General features: G+C 42.4%; 17 protein-coding genes and 1 pseudogene. All 18 read left to right on the forward strand.

Going from position 1 to position 17188, the window contains the following annotated elements; all coding sequences use genetic code 11:
- Nucleotides 1-37: 37 nt before the first annotated feature.
- The gene (locus QOX44_RS05445; protein WP_283681912.1) at nucleotides 38-1915 is read left to right on the forward strand and encodes an ABC transporter ATP-binding protein; all 1878 of its coding nucleotides are present in this window, start codon (nucleotides 38-40) and stop codon (nucleotides 1913-1915) included.
- 31 nt (nucleotides 1916-1946) lie between these two features.
- Nucleotides 1947-2744: a class I SAM-dependent methyltransferase gene (locus tag QOX44_RS05450; RefSeq protein WP_283681913.1), complete on the forward strand. Its 798-nt coding sequence runs from the start codon at nucleotides 1947-1949 to the stop codon at nucleotides 2742-2744.
- Entirely contained in the window at nucleotides 2728-2985 is a 258-nt protein-coding gene (locus QOX44_RS05455) for a sensor histidine kinase (RefSeq protein WP_283681915.1), read from the forward strand. The genes QOX44_RS05450 and QOX44_RS05455 overlap by 17 nt, the downstream gene beginning before the upstream one ends.
- Nucleotides 2986-3176: 191 nt before the next feature.
- Nucleotides 3177-3551, forward strand: coding sequence for a GntR family transcriptional regulator (locus QOX44_RS05460; protein ID WP_283681916.1), 375 nt, complete (start codon nucleotides 3177-3179; stop codon nucleotides 3549-3551).
- 74 nt (nucleotides 3552-3625) lie between these two features.
- Entirely contained in the window at nucleotides 3626-4474 is an 849-nt protein-coding gene (locus tag QOX44_RS05465; protein ID WP_283681917.1) for an ABC transporter ATP-binding protein, read from the forward strand.
- Nucleotides 4475-4505: 31 nt separating this feature from the next.
- Complete coding sequence (locus QOX44_RS05470) at nucleotides 4506-5114, forward strand: ABC-2 transporter permease (protein ID WP_283681918.1); 609 nt, start codon at nucleotides 4506-4508, stop codon at nucleotides 5112-5114.
- A 133-nt stretch (nucleotides 5115-5247) separates the two neighbouring features.
- On the forward strand, nucleotides 5248-5397 hold the full coding sequence (locus tag QOX44_RS18065; RefSeq protein WP_331488328.1) for a hypothetical protein: 150 nt from the start codon (nucleotides 5248-5250) through the stop codon (nucleotides 5395-5397).
- A gap of 303 nt (nucleotides 5398-5700) precedes the next feature.
- Nucleotides 5701-6876: a M24 family metallopeptidase gene (locus QOX44_RS05480; RefSeq protein ID WP_283681919.1), complete on the forward strand. Its 1176-nt coding sequence runs from the start codon at nucleotides 5701-5703 to the stop codon at nucleotides 6874-6876.
- Nucleotides 6877-6920: 44 nt separating this feature from the next.
- Nucleotides 6921-8078, forward strand: a complete 1158-nt coding sequence (locus tag QOX44_RS05485; protein WP_283681920.1) for a substrate-binding domain-containing protein — start codon at nucleotides 6921-6923, stop codon at nucleotides 8076-8078.
- Between the two features lie 90 nt (nucleotides 8079-8168).
- Nucleotides 8169-9665 (forward strand): sugar ABC transporter ATP-binding protein, encoded by a 1497-nt coding sequence (locus QOX44_RS05490; RefSeq protein WP_283681921.1) that lies wholly within the window; start codon nucleotides 8169-8171, stop codon nucleotides 9663-9665.
- A 16-nt stretch (nucleotides 9666-9681) separates the two neighbouring features.
- Nucleotides 9682-10650, forward strand: a complete 969-nt coding sequence (locus tag QOX44_RS05495; RefSeq protein ID WP_283681922.1) for an ABC transporter permease — start codon at nucleotides 9682-9684, stop codon at nucleotides 10648-10650.
- The gene (locus QOX44_RS05500) at nucleotides 10650-11249 is read left to right on the forward strand and encodes an ABC transporter permease (RefSeq protein WP_283681923.1); all 600 of its coding nucleotides are present in this window, start codon (nucleotides 10650-10652) and stop codon (nucleotides 11247-11249) included. The genes QOX44_RS05495 and QOX44_RS05500 overlap by 1 nt, the downstream gene beginning before the upstream one ends.
- Nucleotides 11250-11468: 219 nt before the next feature.
- Nucleotides 11469-12320 carry a tyrosine-type recombinase/integrase gene (locus QOX44_RS05505; protein WP_283681924.1) on the forward strand — a complete coding sequence of 284 codons (852 nt, stop codon included), beginning with the start codon at nucleotides 11469-11471 and terminating at the stop codon, nucleotides 12318-12320.
- Complete coding sequence (locus QOX44_RS05510) at nucleotides 12313-13464, forward strand: IS91 family transposase (RefSeq protein WP_283681944.1); 1152 nt, start codon at nucleotides 12313-12315, stop codon at nucleotides 13462-13464. Before QOX44_RS05505 ends, QOX44_RS05510 begins: the two co-directional genes overlap by 8 nt.
- Before the next feature lie 288 nt (nucleotides 13465-13752).
- Nucleotides 13753-14133: pseudogene (locus QOX44_RS05515) on the forward strand (ABC transporter permease); the annotation flags it as partial.
- Between the two features lie 17 nt (nucleotides 14134-14150).
- Entirely contained in the window at nucleotides 14151-15122 is a 972-nt protein-coding gene (locus tag QOX44_RS05520) for a phosphoglycerate dehydrogenase (RefSeq protein ID WP_283681925.1), read from the forward strand.
- 173 nt (nucleotides 15123-15295) lie between these two features.
- Entirely contained in the window at nucleotides 15296-16012 is a 717-nt protein-coding gene (locus QOX44_RS05525; RefSeq protein WP_283681926.1) for a FadR/GntR family transcriptional regulator, read from the forward strand.
- A 30-nt stretch (nucleotides 16013-16042) separates the two neighbouring features.
- Nucleotides 16043-16948: a dihydrodipicolinate synthase family protein gene (locus tag QOX44_RS05530; protein WP_283681927.1), complete on the forward strand. Its 906-nt coding sequence runs from the start codon at nucleotides 16043-16045 to the stop codon at nucleotides 16946-16948.
- Nucleotides 16949-17188 lie beyond the last annotated feature (240 nt).

Here is a 17188-nt window from a genome sequence, read left to right on the forward strand (position 1 = left end):
CGGCAGAGGAGATGTGCGAAGGCGGCAGAAAGAGAGGATGTACTTACTATCCGCAGTTGAAAAAGCGGCTGCGCTGCGGTATGATGATTGGTATTACTACGTGACAGTCATGAAAACCGGAGGGAGAAAGGGAGATTGTGTGAAGGAATATACCAGATTTAAAAAAGTTGCTCAAAAAATATACGATTTGCTGGAGCGAAGGCAGAAGCAGGCGTTTGCCGGGATTCTTCTGATCATGGCTGCTTCAGCGGCGCTTACCCAGTTTACGCCCAAGGCGATCGGCTGGCTGACAGATGATATTCTCAGGCGGAGCGGGATCGTTTTCTGGGATATTCTTCCGGTACTGGCTGTGATATTGGCGGTAAATGTCCTGAATGAGCTTTTGAAAATAGGCCGCAGGCTTATGGTAGAGGATGTGGCGACGAAAACAGAAAAGAAGGCAAGAGGACTGGTGATCCTGTCTTTGCTGCGCGCTCCGTTATCTTTTTTCAGGGAAAATATGACTGGAAATATCCATGGAAGGCTGAACCGGTGCCTGGACGGGACGGTCAAGCTGGAAAAGCTTGTTTTTATGGACCTGGCGCCTGCGGTGTTCAACAGCATTGCGGCGATTCTCGTGATCGTCACTACATTGCCGGTCGTGCTTGCGCTTCCGATGCTGCTTGTTGTGCCGATCGGGATGGCTGTTGTGTTCCGGCAGATCAGCACGCAGCGGGGAATCCGTGTGGAGCTTCTGGAGACAAAGGCGGCGATGGATGGTTCGGTTGTAGAGCTGTTAAACGGAATAGAGGTCATAAGGATCACGGACAGTGTTGTGCTGGAAGGGGAGCGGTTTGACAGAAAATCAGAGCTTTTAAGAAAAAAGGAGATGCGCCACCATGTACAGATGGCAAAATATGACTGCCTGAAATTCATGAATGAGGCGGTTTTCACTGTTTTGATGATCGGGATCTCCGTATGGCTCGCGACAAAAAACAGGATCAGCGTAGGCGATGTGCTTACCTCATATCTTTGCTTTACTCAGCTGCTGAGACCGCTGGAGGAGCTGCACCGGATTCTTGATGAGCTGTCAGAAAGTATGGTTTTGGCAGAGGATTTCTTTTCTCTGGCTGAAATCCCGTGTGATTTTTCCTATGAATGTCCGCAGCTTCCGGCAGAGCACCATACGATAGAGTCACACGGCGCCATAGAGATCAGAAATCTGCATTTTTCCTATGACAAAAACAAGCTTGTGCTGCATAACACGGATCTTTCTATACAGCGGGGCATGTTTTTGGGGATCGCCGGTCCGAGCGGGTGTGGAAAATCTTCGCTGATAAAAGCGATATGCAGACTGGAGGACTATGAAGGAGAAATCTGGATCAATGGGAAAAATCTCCGGCTCTTTTCCAGGCAGGAGCTTTCTGATCTGATCGCGCTTGTTCCGCAGAGTCCGTTTTTGGTTGCGGGTACGATATATGACAATATCTGTTATGGACTGAAGGTGCGCCCGGAGCGTAAGGAAGCAGAGCTGGCAGTCAGAAAAGCGTGCCTTTCTGAGTTTGTGGACAGCCTGCCGGACAGACTGGATACTGTGATCGCGGAGGGTGGCGGCAATCTTTCCGGCGGCCAGAGACAGCGCATCGCACTCGCAAGGATTTTTCTGCGTAAACCGGAAATTCTCATTTTAGATGAGGCAACCTCAGCTCTGGATAATACTTCGGAGAGACTGATCCAAAGAGAAATAGAGCAGCTGATGAAAGAAAATGGCATGACTGTGATCTCAATTGCGCACAGGCTTACCACATTAAAGAATGCAGACCGGATCATCGTTGTAGACAACGGGGCGATCGCGCAGGCAGGCACCTATGAGGAGCTGCTCCGTCAGGAAGGGATGTTTCAGGACATGTACTATGGGAAGCTTTTGCAGCAATAAAATAAAAGAATATAACGAGGGAGGAAGATATATGAATTTTACCGATATACACGAAATAAAGGATGAAACACAGCAGATACAGGCGATCTATCAGGTATTTAATGAGGATACGCGGCTGAACCACTCCAGAGCGGCGCGGGTAGAATTCCTGACGACGGTGCGCTACATTGAGAAGTATCTGACGCCCGGTATGAGGATTCTTGATATAGGCGCCGGAGCGGGGGAGTACAGTCTGTATTTTGCGCGCAGAGGGTATGAGGTCTGTGCTCTGGAACTGGCAGACCGGAATATCGAGACCTTCCGGAAAAAGCTCTGCAAAAAAGACCCAATCGAGCTCGTACAGGGAAATGCAGTCGATCTGAGCAGGTACGGGGATGAGTCGTTTGATGTTGTCCTTGTGCTTGGACCGCTGTACCATCTGCACAGCAGAGAGGATCGCAGCCGATGTATTGCAGAGGCAAAGCGCGTCTGCAAAAGGGGCGGCAAGATCTTTTTTGCTTTTATTACGAATGATATGGTTTTGCTGACAGAGTTTATGTACCGTCAGGATTATTTTGTGACCGGAGATTACGATAAGGAAACGTTTGTTTTAGAGAACTTCCCGTTTGTTTTTTATACGGTTGATCAGTGCCGCAGGATCATGGAAGGATCAGGGCTGCGCCTTTTGCACACCGTGGCGGCAGATGGAGCAAGTGAGCTGCTTGAGGAGAAGATCAATGAAATGGACGATGAGAACTATGCGCAGTATCTGAAATACCATTTTTATATTTGCGAGAAACCGGAATTTCTCGGGATGACGAACCATTTGCTGTGTGTATGCGAAAAATAATAAAAGGAGACAGAATGATATCGAAGCCGCACAAAGGATCGGAGATCCTGCGAGGCTGTTTGACCGGTTTTACATGCAGGAGGAGTCCAGAAGTAAGGGAGGATCAGGGCTGGGCCTTACGATCAGCCGTCATCTTGCGCAGGGTATGGGCGGGAATCTGGAGGCTTCGTACGAGGAAACGCAGTCAGGAAAGCAGCTTGTGCTTACGCTCACCCTGCGGGGAAGTATGGACTGTGTATAGGAAGCTCCCTTTCAAAAATTGAATCAGAGATCAGGAAAGACAGTTGACTTCAGATAAGAAGTTGATTGTCTTTTTCTTTTGCATAGTTGCCCCCTGTTCACTGACGATAAAAAGATATCTTGACAGAATGATAATACTGTATATAATATATATATACAGTATTGCAAAATAGATACAGAGGAGGAGCAGACTTGAACATCAGTATCAGTAATTCAAGCGGACAGCCGATCTATGATCAGATTACTTCGCAGATAAAGGCAAAGATCATAGCGGGAGAGCTGTGCGAGGGCGATGCACTTCCTTCTATGCGTTTTCTGGCGAAGGAGCTGCGCATCAGTGTGATCACAACGAAACGCGCGTATGAAGAGCTGGAGCGGGAAGGATTTATTGTATCTGTTCCGGGAAAGGGCAGCTACGTTGCCAAAAAGAATCTGGAATTTGTCCGCGAAGAGCAGCTTCGGAGGATTGAAGCGCATATGCAGAAAATCGTGGAGCTGTCTGTTGGCTGCGGGCTTGGACTGGAGGAGCTAAAAGATATGCTGGAGCTGGTCTATCAGGGAGAATAAAGACAGGCGGCAGGCTGTCAGAGCGGCAGCGGCATTTTATTATCAGACCCGGGCTGACGGGATGGGAGGATCATATGGAGTATGCACTTGAAATCAGAGACGTAAGTAAACAGTATCCGGGATTTTCTCTGGATCATATTAATTTCGCACTTCCGACAGGGTGCATCATGGGACTGATCGGAGAAAATGGGGCAGGAAAGAGCACAACGATCAAGCTGATCCTTGATCTTGTAAAAAAAGACAGCGGACAGATCCGCGTGCTGGGAGAGACTCTCACTACAGAGAGCAGGGCGCTGAAGGAGAAAGTCGGAGTAGTGATGGATGAATGTAATTTCCCGGAGTGTATGCGGATAGAGGAGATCGGAAAGATGATGAAGCACTGCTATCGAACCTGGGATGCGGACAAATTTCAGCGCTATCAGAAAAAGTTCGGCCTGTCGTCGGGGAAGCGGGTGAAGGACTGTTCACGGGGAATGAAGATGAAGCTTACGATCGCAGTGGCGCTGTCACACGACAGCCGTCTGCTGATTTTAGATGAAGCGACAAGCGGACTGGATCCGATCGTAAGAGACGAGATCCTTGATATTTTTCTGGATTATATTCAGGATGAAAAGAACAGCATTCTGATCTCATCCCACATTATCAGCGATCTGGAAAAGATATGCGATTATATTACGTTTCTGCATGAAGGAAAGCTGATATTCAGCGAAGAGAAAAGCCGCCTTCTCGAGACATATTCCGTCTTAAAATGCAGCGGTGAGGAGCTGCAGGCTGTGGACCCGGCTGCGATAGCAGGCATACGCAGAAACAGCTTTGGTGTGGAGGCGCTTGTGCGCCGCAGCGCGGTACCGGAAGGGCTGCTCCAGGATGCGGCAACGATTGAGGACATCATGCTCTATCATGTAAAGAAAAATGACAGATAGTACAGGGCTTTCAGGATGAGGAGGAATGGATATGAAGAGTTTACTATATAAGGATCTGATGAATCTGAAACAGCAGCTGCGGTTTTATGCGATCATACTTGTGTTCTATGCAGTGATCGGAGTCAGGCAGGGCGATATGTCATTTCTTGGCATGGTAATGGCGATCTTTGCCGTGATGCTTTCTGTCACAGCATATGCGTATGATGAGCGTGCGGGTTGGGATAAGTACGCGCTTACTATGCCATTTGGTATCCGGGAACTCGTCTGGTCGAAATACGTTCTGGCAGTCGGGGGAGTCCTTTTGGTGGCAGCAGTAATGATACCGGTTAATATATTTTCGGGTATCTTGGTCAGGGAGGCGTTTGGACTGGCAGCATCGTGGATCGCAATGGGACTGTTTATTACAGAGTGCATTCTCCCGGTCATTTTCCGATTTGGTGTGGAAAAAGGACGGCTCATGATGTTTGTCATCCTTCTGCTTCCTGCCATGCTGGTGCTGTTCCTGGGACAGAGCGTATTTCAGAAGATACCGCCGCGGATGCTGGAAAATGCAATCTTCCTCTCGCCGGTTCTGCTGCTGATCTTCCTGCCATTATCAGTATGGATCAGCTACCGGATGTATAAAAAGAAAGAGCTGTGAAAAATATAAAAAAAGTAAATAAACTTGTGAGAGAAAAAGACATAGTCGAAAGATTATGTCTTTTTTTAGGTGCGCCTTGCGGCGCACGTCGCTGATAGTGGGAATGATACAGCCAAGACCAAGGGGGGCGTGGGTGATTGCGAATCTAAAGGAAGGGGCAAATCTCTGGTCTGACGGACAGGAAACACATGAGGCTACAGTTAAGGATAAGGCTGCCAAACAAGAGAACAGGTTTGGTTTCAGACCAAAGAGAGAGGCACGTGATGCTCTCAGACAATGCTAAAGGAATGTAAATGACGGCTATGTATATGTGGTGGATATGGAATTGGAAAAGTTCTTTGACACAGTCAGCCAAAGTAAACTGCCTAGTACCGAACGGTATGCTAGGTGGTGCGGGAAGACGGTAAATGAAATAATTAGTTACCTCCTACCCGATAAAGGAAAAATAAAAATAAATATAAAATGTGAAAAATACACAAAAATGTATTGCGAAATTCGTTGAATATGTAGAATAGACACAATTGATAAATCGTGATATTATTGCTGTACTACAGGTGATAAGGAGTTAAAGAAGGAAGGTGATAAGATGAAAATACAATTACAAAAGGTAATTAAAATAATGAAGGAAAAGGGAATGGATCTTGCGGTTCTGACAAATCCGGCCAATATACGATATGTTAGTGATTTTGATGTTCCATTTTGGCCTGCCTGGATGGGGGATGTATCAAATGGTCTTCCAATGGTTATAGCCATCATAGATGTGAATCAGGAAAAAGTTCATGTGGTCGCATCCGATTTATACAAAAATAAGCTTGTACGTGCTGGGCTTATAAATACTGCGTTATGGCGTTCTTTTACACACTTGGAAAAAAATGATGTAGAGAATAATTATGAAAAAGTATTAATGGTGGTACTGGATGAAGCAGCGGCAGGAAAATGTAAACCAGTAATCGGGGTTGAACCCAATTTTACGATAATGCGTACGCTTGCAACTATAAAAAAATGTTTTCCAGAATGTACACTGGAAAGTGCAGAACAGATTCTTGCAGCAGGAAGATATCTGAAAAGTCCAGAAGAAATCAATGGTCTGTCAGAGGCAGCGAGGGTTGCAGATGCGGCACAGGAAAAATTGTGTGAGATTGCACAAAACGAAGGAAACTATACAGAAATGGACATTTGGTTTGAAGTTCAGAAAGCAGCGTCTCATGCAGCAGGCGTTCTAACGCCGTTTGTCGGAGAACTGGTTACAGGTCCTAATACGGGTCTTAGTGACTATCCGCTCGGACCAACTTGTAGAAAAGTGAAAAAAGGAGACATTGCTATTATGGATATAAGCCCGAGAGTAAATGGATATTGGGCAGATTGTTCAAATTCAGTAGTGTTTTGGACGAAACCGGACGAAGAACAGCTTAGATATTTTGAGGCAGTTAAAGATGCATATGAAGCAGGCGCAGAAGCAATTTATCCTGGTAGAACTTTTCGGGAGATAAATTGCATTATGGAGAGGCAGTATAAAAAACACGAATTAACATTTTGCAGTTATCAAGGGCATCAGATTGGATGTAGTGTAAATGAATTACCGAGATTTACCTATGTGGATGATTCTATATTGGAAGAACATATGGTGGTTTGTATTGAACCACAGATGTATACAGGAAAGGCTGGAAAGACGGGTGTAAGACTGGAACGAATGCTTCATGTAACATCAAATGGGGCAGTTGCACTCAATAAATTTCCGTGGGGGATTTCATTACGGGATTAAGCTAAGGAGCTTACCAAATACATAAAAAAGATGGAGGTATTGAAATGAAAAGAAAGTTTGTATCAGGGTTACTTTGTGCAACAATGGTTGGGGGATCATTATTTGGCAGTATGAATGTAACTGCTGAAGAAACCGAAGCAGTTACTGAAACTGCAAATGCAGAAGAGAGTGCTGCAGATAGTAGTGAGACAGATACGGATAAGATTAACCCGGAAGGCGAAAAATATAAAATTGCATTGAGCAATTCTTATATGGGGAATGATTGGCGGCAGCAGATGGAAGCTATAGCGGAATATGTGGCTTCACAAGAGCCGTATGTGAACCGATGTGAACTGACAATTGTAAACTGTGAAAATGATGCAGAATCTCAGTCTGCATCAATTGATGCACTGTCAGCACAAGGATATGATGCGATTTTGGTTGATCCGGCATCTGAGACAGGTGTTAATCAAGCAATTCAAAGGGCAGCAGATTCGGGAATTTTGGTGGTAGTTTTTGACCAGCCAGCTTCGGTGTCATCGGATAATGTTTATCATATCAGCTTTGATGGAGACAGAAATTACAGAATCCTTTCTACATGGATGGCGGGTGCAATTGGAGAGGAAGGAAACGTTGTTCTCTGTGAGGGACTTCAGGGTGCAGCAGAGGCTGAGCTTGAATATAATGCAAGTAAAGAAGTATTTGAATCCTATGAAAATATTAATATTGTAGCATCTTATCAGGATGATTATGATCCTGCAAAAGGGGAGCAGGCACTTTCCAGCATTATTGCAGCCAATGAAAACATTGATGCAGTAACAACGCAGGGATATGTTTCTGCAGTTATTAATGCATTTGATAAAGCTGGCCTGGATATTCCAGTAAGTTGTGGAGGAGGATATAATGGAAATTTAAAAGCTTTGGCTGCATCTGGATCAGAAGGTATTATTAATGCGTATTATGCCGGACTGAGTGCAAATGCTTTAAATTATGCAATTCGTATTTTGGATGGCGAGGAAATGGAAGAGTTTTCTGTACTGGACTGCGCGTTTGTGGCGACATCTACAGGCTATGATATGGGAGAATTTTCAGATGTTGTGATTGAGCAGGCAGAAGAGGGGGTAAATTTCTTTAACGATGCTCCAGATGAAATGATTTGGCCGGCAGTTAATAGTGATTTTGGTATTGATATTCCGATGAGTGTTTTGATTGGAGAGGAATAAAACAGACTTTATGATTTAGTAATAGCAAAAATATAGTGGGGCTATTGATTTGATAGCCCTTCTGTATTTTTAGAAAGTCGGGGAATAAATATGGCTGATTTTGAAATGAGGAATGTATGTAAGTCTTTTCCAGGAGTAAAGGCTCTGGATCATGCAAATTTTAATGCGAATAGAGGCGATATTGTTGCTCTGCTGGGAGAGAATGGAGCTGGTAAAAGCACTCTGATAAAAACATTGTGTGGCGAATATAGACCGGATTCCGGGGAGATATATTTTGAAGGGAAGAAACTTAATATTACAAGTACAAAGGATGCAATTGAACAGAAAATTTGTGCAGTATATCAGGAGCTGAGTCTTGTTCCAGAGCTTACGATTGCAGAAAATCTTTTTCTTGGTTTTTATGAGACGAATGCAATGCACAGAGTGGATTATAGAAAGCTTGAAAAGAAGACAATTGAATTATTTAAAAAGTATGAGCTGGAGCCAATGGATCCGCGGACGAAAATAAAAAAATTATCTTTATCACAGAAACAAGTTTTGGAAATATTAAAAGCACTTAATAGAGATGGGGATATCATCATTTTTGATGAAGCAACCTCCGCTCTTTCTGAAAAAAATGCAAAGTGGCTGATGGATATTATACGTCGCCTCGCGCGAGAAAAAAAGGTGATTATTTTTATTTCTCATCGTCTGGATGAAATACGAGCATTGTGCAACAGAGTTATTGTATATCGAGCAGGTTCAGACGTAGCTGACTTAAAAATGGGAGAGGCAGATTCAGACCAACTTGTTTCATTAATGCTAGGGCGGGAAATTGGAGGTTACTATCCGGTTAAGGAAAATTTTACACAAAATGAGACGGTAGTTGTATCGATGAAGAATGTCAATTGCGGACATTTGCTGCGTAAAATTAATCTGGATATAAGGGCAGGAGAGATTCTGGGAGTCGGAGGTCTGGCAGGACAGGGGCAGGCAGAACTGTTTCAGTGTTTGTTCGGGCTGATGCCCTATAAAGGCGAGATCGAAATCAAAGGCAAACTTGTCAAGCTAAACAGCACAACCAAGGCAATGGCTGAGAAAATTGCATTGATTCCTGAAGAAAGAGGCGTACAGGGGATCGTCTTAAAGCAAAGTATACGAGAAAATATAGTCTTGCCGTGTTTGGATAAAATTTCAAAAGGGTTATTTTTGTCAAAGCAAAAAGAAAATGAAATTGTGGAAAAAGGAATGAGGGTACTTTCTATAAAAGCGGAATCGCCTGAAACTTTGACAGGAACACTAAGTGGAGGAAATCAGCAAAAAGTTGTTTTGGCAAAGGAGATAGCAACAGAGCCTGACATTATCCTAATGTACGATATTACAAGAGGTGTAGATGTTGGGACGAAAAAAGAAATGTTTAACATCACAAAACAATTTGCCAAAGAGGGAAAGGCAATTTTGTTTTATTCAACAGATGCGGAAGAATTAGTGAATATTTGTAATAGTGTTATTGTTATGAATAATGGAACAATAACGGGCAGGCTGGATAAAGAACTGATCAGCAGAGAGAATATTATCCGCGTGTCTGTCGGAGAAAAAGCAGTTTAGGTTAGGAGGGAGACAGATGAAGAAAATAAAAGAATCAGTATTTTGGAAATCACCGGCAAAGGTTTCTATTGTACTGTTTATCGTTCTCGAAATAATTACTTTTTGGCTACAGCCTAATTTGCTTACAATGAGCTGGATCAGTTTAAAAGCAGAATCAGCTATTACATTACTGTTTGCGGCAATTGGAGAAACCTTTGTTTTGTTAGTAGGAGGTATAGATCTGTCAATTGCCGGAGTAATCAGCATTACCAGTAGTGTAGCTGCTGTATATATGCAGGATAGCTGGATATCTGTGATAACAGTTAGCATATTGTGTTTGGCAATTGGCATTGGAGTAGGACTTTTTAACGGATTTGTAATTCAGAAATTTAAAATTCAACCTTTTATTGTTACATTTGCAACGTGGTATATTTGTGGCGGAATTGCATATCTCGTGCTTCCAAGGGATGGTGGTGATGTTCCGCAAAGATTTATTAGAGCGCTTACATATCGCTTTTTTGGAAATTTTTCAGTAGCGTTGATTATTATTGTAATGTGTCTGGTTTTGTGGACATGGTTTAAACGGACAAGGCTTGGAATTTCATTATATGCGGTGGGAAACAATTTGCACGCAGCATCCTTAAATGGTATTTCAGTGAAGAAAGTAAATTATTTTGCATATGGAACATCAGGATTATTTGCGGCAATGTGTGGTTTGTATCGGGTAGCTGTTACAGCGACAGGATCACCAACAGCTGGGGAAAGTTTTTTTAACCAGGCAATTGCAGCAACAGTAATCGGAGGCACATTGTTGACGGGTGGGATTGGCGGCCAGTATGGTACAATTGTTGGGGTATTGGTTTTTAAAGCAATCAATGATCTGCTTGTATTTGCAGGAGCCTCTTCTTACTGGTCGACATTATTTCAGGGAGCATTGTTGATTTTGGCTGTTCTAGTTTCAACTATAACGGAAATTCGTCATGAAAGAAAGGAGCTGATAGGATAATGAATATAAAAGCAGCAGTAAAGAGAAATCAATCTGTGATTTTTTGTTATTTGATTGCGTTTGTTTTATTCGCTGGATTTTCTATTTATATGCCAGGTTTTGCTAGTCTTTCACATATTCGGACCGTTTTTCTGGAATCAGCGTTGATTGGTATTGTAGCAGTTGGACAAACTCTGGTTATCCTGACAGGGGGAATTGACCTTTCTGTAGCGTGGATGATGACAATTGGTGCATATATGGTTTCCAATTTAACTGGATCATCTGATGCAAAATTAGTATGGGGCTTTCCATTAATGTTAATAGTCACATTCGGCTTAGGGGCAATTAACGGATTTTGCATTTCGTGTTTGAGGGTGCCTGCTATTGTTATGACGCTTGGTATGAATATCATTCTTCAGGGGGTATTGGTAGCAATGACCCAGGGGAGTCCGGGACAGTCGGCACCAGAGTTTTTACAGATGATCGGGCAGAAAAATGTGGGAGGTATTCCGTATCTTGTTATCATATGGATTGTTTTGACAGGAGTAGTTATGGTAATGCTTTTTAAAATGAAATTGAACAAAATCGCTGCGCGATGGCCTGCCAAGGCTGTGGCATAGCGATTTTCTTTTTCCTATAACAAAACAGTGGAAAGCAAGTCCTAAAAGTAGTATTGTTAAGTCACCACAACGAAACAATCAAACAGGATCGACCTTCCCACTGCCTATGAAAAGAATACCACCCTTCCGCTTGGTTGGCAAGCGGTTTTATGACCCAAATGCACCTCCATATAAAGCAGTGTTTCGGATAACTACTGATTTTATATGGAGGATTTTATTATGTATGAAAAATATTTAGAACAGCTTGAAGAAGCCGGGAAAATCCGTAACCTCAAAGAACGTTCCATCAGTTGCTATAAAAACTATGTTTCTTACTTTCTGAAATATCAGAATAAGAATCCCAAAGAACTTACCTGTCAGGATGTCAGGGCTTTTTTGCTTGCGAAAAAAGAGGAAGGACTGAAAGCCACAACTCTGAATCTTTACAATTCTGCCATCCGTTTTTTCTATCGAAATGTCCTGCATATCCTTTGGGATGACATCACAGTTCCACGTATGATCCTGGAACATAAGCTTCCTACTGTACTGACTGCCTCTGAGATTGACCGCCTGTTAGATGCTGTTGATGATATCAAATATAAGGCTATGTTCGCAGTCATGTATTCCTCAGGTATGAGAGTTTCTGAAGTGATCCATCTTCATTATGACGATATCTCCCGTTCAAATATGCAGATCCATGTCCGGGATACCAAGAATAGAATGGACCGTTATACCATTCTCTCCAAACGTTGTCTGGATATCCTTACACAATACTGGTTTGAGAAAGGTCGTCCCCGTGGCATCCTGTTTCCGAATAAATTTACCGGTAATTATCTAACAGTCAGTACTCTGGAACAGGTAATGCGACGGGCAGTAGCTGATGCAGAACTTCCAAAGGCAGCAACCCCTCACTGTCTCCGCCATAGCTTTGCAACCCATTTGATGGAACAAGGCATAGAACGGCAGAACATTCAAGCTCTGCTTGGACACCGTGACCCGAAATCTACGGAAGTTTATCTTCATGTCAGCAACAAATCCCTCATGGGCATTCAAAGCCCTTTTGACAGGAAAGAAGGTGCTGACCATGAATAAACCCACCGTCCAGGATATTTTCCGACATTTTTATACAGCATACCTTGAAAAATATTCTCCATCCCCGGAACAGGCAAAAGCTGTCCGGAACATCCTGAACTGCAAAACAGGAGCCTATGGTGCAAATATCAGTGTATGTGAAGACTGTGGTGCTGTCCAGATCCATTATAATTCCTGCCGTAACCGCTGTTGTCCCATGTGTCAGGCAGTTCCAAAGGAAATGTGGATGGATGCCCGCAGAGAAGATGTACTTGATGCACCTTATTTCCATCTGGTGTTTACAGTCCCTGACATTCTGAATCCGGTCATTTACAGTAACCAGAAACTGTTATATGACACGCTGTATCATGCAACTTCCACTACTATTCAGGAACTGACATCCGACCCAAAGCACCTTGGGGCTTCTGTTGGTTATATCTGCATCCTGCATACATGGGGCTCAGAAATGAATTTTCATCCCCATATCCATACGATACTGCTTGGCGGCGGCCTGACACCGAAAAATGAGTGGAAAGACAATGGTACGGAGTTTTTTCTCCCCATATGGGCTATCTCCAAAGTCTTTCGTGGGAAATATATGGATGAGTTGAAAAATCTCTGGAATACAGATCAGCTTGAGTTTCATGGAACAGCAGAAAAATACCGTAATCATTATGCATTCAAAGAACTTATAGATTCCTGTTATGACGCAGAATGGGTTCCTTACTGTAAGAAAACTTTTAACGGTGCACAATCTGTGATTGATTACCTTGGAAAGTATACCCATAGGATCGCTATCAGCAATCACCGCATCATCCATATGGATGATGAAAATGTTACTTTTTCCGTTAAGGATTACCGGAAAGAAGGACAATGGAAGGAACTGACCCTTTCCGGCATTGAATTTATACGGCGTTTTCTGATGCATGTGCCACCCAGACGTTTTGTCAGGATCCGGCATTATGGACTTCTATGTTCCCGCAGCAAGCACAAAAAACTCACTTTATGCCGGAATCTTCTCGGATGTAAAAAATATCTTTCAAGGCTCAGGGCTAAGGAAATGCCGGAAATACTGAAACAGCTATACGGGATAAACATCTGTGTATGTAAATCCTGCGGTGGACATCTTGGAAAACCACAACTGAGAATACCGCAAAGGTGTTAAAATCCAAATCTTTTATATGTTTTTAAGCCTCAAAATCCTGAGGTTTTATTGTTGTACCTATTTATCTGAAAACACTTGATTTCTGTAGCGTCTGCACAGGAAATCCTGTATAATTATGGATAAGAACAAAAGATTGAAAGTCCATAGGTAGCAACTACCCGGACGCTCACTTTGTTCAATTAGGTCAAATCGAAAATGGAGTAAACGAAGGGGCAGTTCACTGGAATGCCAAAACTGCTTTTTCGTTTACCCCATCATCGATTCTAACCTAAAGAATTTGGGCGCAAACTTTTTGCGATTGGTAACAATCCGGTTGTGGCGAAATATTCAGGTATAAAAGTAAACAGAACGATTATTCTGGCATATGCAATCAGTGGTATGACAGCAGGCCTTGCAGGTGCGTTGCTTGCAGGAAAGATAGGATCTTGCTATTTGGCAATGGGGGATACTTATCAATTTCAATCCATTGCAGCGGTAGCAATTGGTGGCACTTCCATGTTAGGAGGAAAAGGAAATTATCTTGGTACAGTTGCGGGAGCTTTAACAATTACGATTTTACTTGGAATACTTGTTGCATTGAATCTGCCTTATGGAGTACAGACAATGGCATATGGTTTGATTGTACTGGTTTCTGTAGTTATTTCAGTTACTCGCTCACAAAAATTATGATATGAGGAGAAAGTAAAATGCAGAAGGTATTGGTATCGGCATCCCATTTTGATACATTATGTAAAGATGCCTGGAATCTATTCGAACAAAACGGTATAGGTGTTATTTTTGATCCGAATAAACCCTTTCCTTCGTATTCAACAGAGGAAATTGAAAATCATCCGGAAAAAAATAATATTGTTGCAGCATTGATTGGAATGGATGATTTTCGAGATGAAAAAAAATATAAAGCATTGCCAAATTTGAAAGCAGTTGCCAAATTTGGAGTCGGTGTTGATAACATTGATGGCGAATTAGCTAAAAGATACGGAGTAAAAGCACTGAATGCTCCAGGACAAAATTCAAATGCAGTAGCAGAATTGACTATTGCTTTTATGCTGGACTTGCTCAGACGTGTGACACCACTTCACGAGGCAATGGAAAATGGAGAATGGCCACGATCTATAGGAAATGAGATCAAAGGAAAAACGGTAGGGCTTCTTGGTTTTGGGGCAATTGCCCGTTTGGTAGCTCAGAAACTTCAAAGCTTTGATGTTAAGGTACTGGCTTTTGATCTGTATCCGGATGAAAAAGTTGCAAAGGAACTAGGAGTGAAAATGACAACGCGAGAAGTAGTACTTACGAACAGTGATATTGTAAGTATTCATATTCCGGCAACGCCAGAGACATATCATTTTTTTGATGATGAAACTTTTGCAATGATGAAAAAGGGAGCTTTTTTAATTAATCCGGCCAGAGGAGCGTTGGTAGACTTGGATGCTCTTGCAAGAGCGCTTATGAATGGACAGATTGCGGGAGCTGCTTTGGATGCATTTGAGTTAGAACCGCTTCCTCGAGATGCGTCAATATTGCAATGTGAGAATATTGTTCTGACACCTCATACAGGAGCGGAGACAGAAGAATCCTATTACAATGTTAGCATGACGACTGCCCAGGATATTATAAGGGTTGTCAGAGGTGAACAACCAGAACATTGTGTCAATTACTGAAAATAGGAGACTGATCTGGTAATAAGATTTATATTGATACCATAGGGAAAAGGATATTTATGGTATTTTTCTGTAGCAGGAAGTCGAACAATGTGCTAAGATAAATTTGGTTTGGCGGTATTCCTATATGTACCGGTGAAACAAAAATAGGAGCAGTGAGGAGAGACAAAGTTATGGAAACAATGAATGATAAAAACTTTGTTATCGTCAGAGCGAAGCTGTCAGAGCAAATCGCAGACAGACTGGAGGATATTATTTTAAGCGAGGAGTGGGAGGCGAGCGAAAAACTTCCGCCTGAACAGAATCTTGCATCGAGATTTGGTGTCAGTAAAAATGTAGTCAGAGAGTCACTAAACATTTTAAAAGAGCGAGGGCTTGTAGAGACTCGAAACGGTTCAGGAAATTATGTCACGAGACCTAAGGCAGATAATCTTTCAGATGTTATTGAGAGAATGATCGTTCTGGATAATATTGATTATGAGCAGATTTATGATACCAGAATTATTATAGAGACTGCGGCATGTAGGCGTGCAGCAGGAAAGATTACACAAAAGTATATTTTAAAATTAGAGCGGTTGCTTAATCGGTTGGAGGATACTAGTTTACCGGTACAGGAACGCCGTGAGGTGGATCTGGATTTTCATATGGTGATCGCTAGAGCATCAGGAAATAATCTTCTTGTTGTACTGTCTCAGGCAATGCAAAATGTTTTTGAAAAATTTATGTTTCTTGACCGAGACATAAGTACACGGGACAGTATAGGAGAATCTTTGCAGTTTCACAGAAGAATCCTTGATGCGTTGATTGCTCACGATGCAAAAGAGGCGGAACAGGTGATGTATGAACACTTACACAAAGCACTTGAAAATGTAAAAAAGAGTTTGCAGTAAACTACAGCAAATTATTAAGGAGATAGTAAAATGCAGAAGTTATATGGAACAGTTGTCCCGATTGTCACACCGTTGACAGAGGAAGATACAATAGATGTAGAATCATTAAAAAATTTAGTGGACTATGTTATTGATGGAAAGCTTCAATGTCTGTATCCATGTGGAACGACAGGGGAGATGATGTATCTGACGTTGGAAGAAAGGAAGGTAATTGCTGAGGTAACAGTTGCCCATGCAGCGAAGCGTATCCCGGTATTTGTACATGTAGGGGCATGGAATCTTAAGGACACGATAGAGCTTGCACAGCATGCGGAGAAGATTGGTGCAGATGGCATTGGTGTAGTGACACCAGTATTTTATAAATTAAGCAATCAGGGAATGATAGATTTTTATACAGCAGTAGCGAATAGCGTATCAACGGATTTTCCAGTATATATGTACGCGATTCCGCAGAATGCAGTAAATGATATAGATACACAGGTGTGTGAGGCTGTTGTAAAACAATGTCCAAATGTAATAGGTATAAAATACAGCTTTCCTGATTTCACAAAGCTACAGCAATTTATGATGGTAAATAATCAGAAGTTCAGTGTACTTGTAGGACCGGATCATCTTTTTGAAGCTCTCTGTGCTGTGGGAGGTGATGGAGTTGTTTCTGGAAATGCGATGATTATAAGAGAGCATTACGCTGCTATATGGGATGCTATACAAAGAAAAGATTTTGATTTGGCTACTAAATATCAAAGACGTACAAACATCCTGAATGCAACGATGTGTGAAATTAATAATATCGCAGCGTATAAGGTACTATTGAGAGAGGAAGGGATTATTAAGACAACAAAAATGAGGCGTCCGATGGAAAATCTGACTGAAAAACAGGAGAAAGAGCTTCTGGAAACTATGAAACGTCTGGAGTATAAAAAGGTTTATTGTTAAAAGTTAGGTTCCTGTATGTCATATAGGATGCGTATGGATAAAAAGAGGAGAGGGTCTTTCGCCGTAGGGCGAAGGGCCCGTTTTATTGTGTCACGGTAAAAATAAACCCCCTGCTATGCAGGGGGAGGGTGAATCTTTAGATATAAGTATGAGCTCCTGTGCTAAAATGAAAGTGGGTCTGCAAAACCACAAATAAAATAGCACAGGAGGTCCTAAGAATGGACGTAAACAGTTTAGCTC

Origin of the sequence: Parablautia sp. Marseille-Q6255 (genome assembly GCF_951230155.1) — a bacterium.
Taxonomy (GTDB): domain Bacteria; phylum Bacillota; class Clostridia; order Lachnospirales; family Lachnospiraceae; genus Choladousia.

What these genes read in the sequence shown, in the direction of transcription:
- QOX44_RS05525 (WP_283681926.1), top strand. Translation starts at nt 15,296, where the DNA reads ATGGAAACAATGAATGATAAAAACTTTGTTATCGTCAGAGCGAAGCTG.
- QOX44_RS05510 (WP_283681944.1), top strand. Translation starts at nt 12,313, where the DNA reads ATGAATAAACCCACCGTCCAGGATATTTTCCGACATTTTTATACAGCA.
- QOX44_RS05490 (WP_283681921.1), top strand. Translation starts at nt 8,169, where the DNA reads ATGGCTGATTTTGAAATGAGGAATGTATGTAAGTCTTTTCCAGGAGTA.
- QOX44_RS05470 (WP_283681918.1), top strand. Translation starts at nt 4,506, where the DNA reads ATGAAGAGTTTACTATATAAGGATCTGATGAATCTGAAACAGCAGCTG.
- QOX44_RS05480 (WP_283681919.1), top strand. Translation starts at nt 5,701, where the DNA reads ATGAAAATACAATTACAAAAGGTAATTAAAATAATGAAGGAAAAGGGA.
- QOX44_RS05505 (WP_283681924.1), top strand. Translation starts at nt 11,469, where the DNA reads ATGTATGAAAAATATTTAGAACAGCTTGAAGAAGCCGGGAAAATCCGT.
- QOX44_RS05465 (WP_283681917.1), top strand. Translation starts at nt 3,626, where the DNA reads ATGGAGTATGCACTTGAAATCAGAGACGTAAGTAAACAGTATCCGGGA.
- QOX44_RS05485 (WP_283681920.1), top strand. Translation starts at nt 6,921, where the DNA reads ATGAAAAGAAAGTTTGTATCAGGGTTACTTTGTGCAACAATGGTTGGG.
- QOX44_RS05495 (WP_283681922.1), top strand. Translation starts at nt 9,682, where the DNA reads ATGAAGAAAATAAAAGAATCAGTATTTTGGAAATCACCGGCAAAGGTT.
- QOX44_RS05520 (WP_283681925.1), top strand. Translation starts at nt 14,151, where the DNA reads ATGCAGAAGGTATTGGTATCGGCATCCCATTTTGATACATTATGTAAA.
- QOX44_RS05530 (WP_283681927.1), top strand. Translation starts at nt 16,043, where the DNA reads ATGCAGAAGTTATATGGAACAGTTGTCCCGATTGTCACACCGTTGACA.
- QOX44_RS05445 (WP_283681912.1), top strand. Translation starts at nt 38, where the DNA reads ATGTACTTACTATCCGCAGTTGAAAAAGCGGCTGCGCTGCGGTATGAT.
- QOX44_RS05500 (WP_283681923.1), top strand. Translation starts at nt 10,650, where the DNA reads ATGAATATAAAAGCAGCAGTAAAGAGAAATCAATCTGTGATTTTTTGT.
- QOX44_RS05450 (WP_283681913.1), top strand. Translation starts at nt 1,947, where the DNA reads ATGAATTTTACCGATATACACGAAATAAAGGATGAAACACAGCAGATA.